Here is a 4,525-nt window from a genome sequence, read left to right on the forward strand (position 1 = left end):
CTAAAAACAGGTTCATCTTGAGCCAGCGCTAGAACGGTTGTTCTGTGTCCTCGTCCTGATCTGTGTTCAGATCCAGCGGTCTAGAGAACTCATCCTCACCGAATTGGATTTCAGCTAGTTTTTCTCTTGTCTCATCCAGAAGCTTGCCAATCGTGGCCGCGCTTTCTTCTCGATGCCATCGGTCGCTGTCTCTGCTCATGCGGTCCACCAAAAGCCTCAGCGCGTCAAAGATCGCTCTTGCCTCGTTGTCATATTCTTCGCGCTTCGCACGCTTGCCCTCGCCCGCTTGGATCGGTTGTGCGTCTCTGCCGTAGTGTTGTCTGTAAAAATCAGGTGCCACACGTTTTACCGTGTTTCGCATCGTCTGCTCTGTGAGCGTCCCGCCCATGAGGTCGTTAGCGATCTCCCTGAGCGTCATTAATGAGCCATCCTTTTTCCAGACAGCACCACCTTCAATTAGGCGTTTGATTGTGTTTGCGTTTTCTTTTGGGCTCGCTGGCAAGCCGTGCATCTGGTTGGCTTTGGCAGCGCGTTGTGCTGCTTCCTTCCCGCTCATGTCCTCAATCTCAACGGCGATTGTGGTTACATTTTCTCGGCGTAGGGCTTCGGCTCTGTGGAATCCGTCAATGACTTTGCAGTGTTTAACGCCGGTCTTCTTATTCTGGAGCCGGGCTAGTTTCACTGGGTCTTTGAACGGATACGGCTTTTTGTTCTCACTGCTATCTTCCAGCCATGCCCGCACTACGCTTCGTAGCCTTGGCATATTCCGGTCTTCATCCAGCGTAGCGAATGATCCATCTGCCGTGCCTCTGAACTGAAAAACAGGATCTAGGTCAAAGCTATTCGCGTTGTTTGGCACCATATGAACGACCCCTGCGTTTAGGTCCGCAGTGTTGGGTGTTCCTGATAACTTTGTCGGTCTCGTCGTCTTCTTTGCCACTTGTCCTGGTTGGTTCCGTCTACCCGCCAAACTGCTGTTTCCTTTCCTTCTAAAAATTAGTTCTTCTGATCTGGTTTCATTTTGACACTTAGGTTGTGGATAAAGCCTCTCGGCTCCACGCCTGAACCGCCTCAAGCATCTCTTGCGGGGTTCTCTCAGGGCTCTGAGCGGCCCATTGCGGTCTAAAAGAGAAAAGAGGATTCACCTTCTCTGCCATTTTGACACTTAGAAAAGAGGTGCGGAAAACTGCCCTTTTTAAGTGGCCCGCCTTGGCCTTCATCTGCTCGGCCTTCGTCACGACTAGCGTGTAGGCGTTGCTGGTCCGCACTCGCCGGGCTCCACGCATCACGGTCCGCTTTGTGCTGGTCAGGATGCCGAGTGCATAGGCACGTTCTAGGGCTCGAATAACGGTCCGCACGGACACGTCAGCGGCTTTCGCAATGGTCTCATGGCTCGGCCACAAGCCGTCCCTGCCGAGGAACGTAGCCAGTCTCATGAGCACGTCCTTCTGGGCGCAAGTGATCTCTCGCCGGGCTCTGTGTTCCAGAACCTGATCGCGGAAAGCCCGCTTCGTCTGTGCTCTGTCTGTGTGGGTGGTAGTGTAGGCGTTCAACGTCTCTTGCTTCCATTTTCTAAGGAAGCGGACCGCCTTTCCATGCAGTAAGTGTTGAAACCGGGCTCCGGCCTCTCTATCCTACCTTAAGGGCCAATCGGACAGTTTGCGTTGTCCCGTTGGCAGCGACCGCTTGCTTGTACCAAGCGATCCAAACGAGGCTCCGGTGTTTGCGCACTGGGGCCTCACTCGTATCTAGGGCTATCCTGCGCCCGTCTGCATCACTTTGTAAACTCCCCTCTGTCGAGGGGAGCCTTCGGTTGCTTGTCAGCTAAGAGCTGCTTCGCGTCCATCGCGCTATTTTCCGGCGTTGGGGGCCAGAAAGTCCTGTAGGTCTTGCCTAGCTGCTCAACACACTTGAGCCCTTGGTAGGTTATCCCGAGAACAGCTGCAAAATGGTTTAAGGGGAGGTGGATCACATCGCGTCTTTCGTGCGTTAATGTGTGACCGCCATTCTCCAGATGGTTCAGGAATGTAGGACAGGTTTAACATTCGCTTTGAAACCGAGTTCGCATTTATGTTCGGAACTGCGTTCGCGTTTGCGTTCGGATTCAGTTTGACACCGTTTCGGTGACAAAAACGGTTTGCTCTTGTTACCATTATTCCATAACAATCTGATGCTGTCATTGGTCGTGCAGATTCATGACAAAGCGGTCGATGTAGCCATTGGCCACGCTTCAAGGGGGCGGGTGTTCCAGCACTCGTTCCCCTCTTGATTCCAAAATCCCACTTTTCGAGATCCTGCGTCAAATTATTAGTTTTCTTGCAAAACGACTGACGTTCTGATCTAGGGCCCGTCATCAATTCAAGATCTTCCTGAGGCCCAAAATGCCGTCAGATCCGGTGTCTAGGCGCTACTACCTCCCTCCGGGTGGGATGCAATATCGCAGTAATAGACACAGAAAACCAACAATGGTTTGTACTAATTTAAAAAAAATCTAATTCGATTTTTTGCAGAAAATAGGAGATGCTTTAATAACTCCGGACATTGATTCAGCCCTAGATTGCGCAAATTTAAGAGCTTCACTTGAGTTTTCAGCCTTAACAGTTAAAAGCCTTTCGCTTTTTTCATTTGTTCCTTTTAAAATAGTTAACATTCTCACTTGGAAATTAAACATTTCATTCTCCATAGAGGACCTGCATTGCGCAATCAGGTCATATGTCATGATGTGAATCTTCTCCGACTGCCGCAATCAATTTTATCATCCCTCTTACGCATCCTGGCCTTAGGGGGTACGCGTTAGCTACATCAATCAGCCTAAGACACAGAATGAGCACACGAAAAACCTACCGCGAGCTAGCCGATTTATGGGGAATTTCGCTCTCTGCGGCCAAGCAACGTGTGCGTCGGTACGACTGGTTCAGGCAGACCGCGAACGACGGCTCAGTGACCGTTGTAGTCCCTGATGATAGTCCCCACTCCCCCTTCAACTCCACCTCGAAAAATCAAGAGAAATCCGAGGAAAATGAGCTTCTCAAGCAAGCTCTGGAAACGATAGACCGGCTACAAGAGCGTAGTGACCAACGCATCAAAGAATTGACGGATTCTCTTTTGGAAGAGCGGGCCAAATCGTCTTCTCTTTCAGTGCGACTAGAGAAGGCAGAGGCAGCATTAGGGGGCTACATTCGTAGCCAGTCTCAAAGCGGGGTTCGTATCCGCTCCAAGCCCACCTTCTCCAGCTTGATAAAGCGCCTACTCAAGCCTTGAGGGCACTGCCTTAAGCCTTGCAAATCCTCGCCACGCTTGTCGCGCCCCATTGCGCCTTCCCTCGGCTGGTCTTCACGCCTTGTCGCTCTAGTTCAGCCGCAATTTGCCGGATGCTCATGCCCTGGGCTTTCAATCCTTCAATGATGGGCCGCACCTTCTCAGCGTGCTCTCTCGCCTTGTCAGAAGCGGCCTGAGCGGCCTTGCGCTGGTCTGGAACCGGACCGCCACGATAGCCCCCTAGCTTCCTTCCGCGTGCCTTTGCGGCCTGTAGGGCTTGCTTGGTCCGCTCTGAGATTGTGCGGCGCTCCTGCTCGGCCACGGCGGCATAAATGTGCATCAGGAACGGATCGACGGACTTGCCGAGTTCAGCGACGATAAATGGAACGCGCTCACTCATGAGCCCGGCGATAAAGGCCACGTCACGGCTGAGGCGATCCAGCTTGGCGACAATCACCGGACAATCTGCATTACGGGCTTTGTTCAACGCCTGAGCCAACACGGGCCGTTTTGCCAGTGCATCCACGCCTTTGCCTGTTTCGACTTCCTCGGCCCATTCCACCACGTCAAAGCCTTCAATCTCTGCAAAGCGCATGATCGCCTGTCGCTGTGCTTCCAAGCCGAGGCCAGACTTGCCTTGCTGCTCAGTGCTGACGCGGATGTATGCAATCGCCTTGGTCATGTCGTCTCTGCCTGTGTTCCAAACCCGTCAACGGACGTTGTGGGGATTGTGTACGTTAGGCAGATTCACGCTGTCAAACCCATTTCCTGCATCCGTGCCTCTCAAGTTTCCGTCCCGGTCCCTTTTGGGACTCAAAACGGGCCACCGCGAGCCGTAGCGACCTCGGCCAGAAAACTCCCGAAAATCCGCCTAAAGCCGTCGCGCTCCATTGTTGTTCGACGCATCAGGCCGCAAACATTCCCACAAGGCCCCTAGAGGGCATTTAAGCCCGCTCAGAGCCTTCCTGAGCCTCGCTATACCCGATCCAACGTAGGGGACTGTGACAGGCTCCTGCGCGGTTCTGTGAGGCTCTCAGGGGGTGGTCTTTGACCTGCTCGGCTTTAATTCGCCCTGGCGTTTCACCCCTCCATAACAGATTCCTGTTTTTGGCCTGAAAATGACGTGTTTTTTCATACAAAAAACCCCGGAAAATTGCCGTTTATTCTATATTTAAGTGCTTCCCTGAGTGTAATTTTATAGAGTTACCGGGTCTCTATGTGGTCAATATTGGCAGTTTTCCGGTGTTTTTTTAGGTTTCTCAGGCTT

At 52.4% G+C, this 4,525-nt stretch carries 5 protein-coding genes; 1 reads left to right on the plus strand and 4 read right to left on the minus strand.

Features of this window, described 5'->3' with window-relative positions:
- Positions 1–28: 28 nt before the first annotated feature.
- The 3 genes from GKA01_RS13445 to GKA01_RS13450 all read right to left on the minus strand — a co-directional run bounded on the left by GKA01_RS13445 (position 29) and on the right by GKA01_RS13450 (position 2,719).
- Positions 29–862: a hypothetical protein gene (locus GKA01_RS13445; RefSeq protein WP_146864127.1), complete on the minus strand. Its 834-nt coding sequence runs from the start codon at positions 860–862 to the stop codon at positions 29–31.
- A 166-nt stretch (positions 863–1,028) separates the two neighbouring features.
- Positions 1,029–1,442, minus strand: coding sequence for a helix-turn-helix domain-containing protein (locus GKA01_RS14150; RefSeq protein ID WP_371859278.1), 414 nt, complete (start codon positions 1,440–1,442; stop codon positions 1,029–1,031).
- 1,049 nt (positions 1,443–2,491) lie between these two features.
- Positions 2,492–2,719, minus strand: a complete 228-nt coding sequence (locus tag GKA01_RS13450; protein ID WP_146864130.1) for a hypothetical protein — start codon at positions 2,717–2,719, stop codon at positions 2,492–2,494.
- 104 nt (positions 2,720–2,823) lie between these two features.
- Here GKA01_RS13450 and GKA01_RS13455 point away from each other — a divergent pair, with 104 nt between their 5' ends.
- Positions 2,824–3,261: a hypothetical protein gene (locus GKA01_RS13455; protein WP_146864133.1), complete on the plus strand. Its 438-nt coding sequence runs from the start codon at positions 2,824–2,826 to the stop codon at positions 3,259–3,261.
- Between the two features lie 10 nt (positions 3,262–3,271).
- Here the strand turns inward: GKA01_RS13455 and GKA01_RS13460 are convergent, their stop codons facing one another.
- Complete coding sequence (locus tag GKA01_RS13460) at positions 3,272–3,940, minus strand: recombinase family protein (protein ID WP_146864136.1); 669 nt, start codon at positions 3,938–3,940, stop codon at positions 3,272–3,274.
- Positions 3,941–4,525: the final 585 nt, after the last annotated feature.

This window comes from Gluconobacter kanchanaburiensis NBRC 103587 (assembly GCF_007988905.1).
GTDB lineage: Bacteria > Pseudomonadota > Alphaproteobacteria > Acetobacterales > Acetobacteraceae > Gluconobacter > Gluconobacter kanchanaburiensis.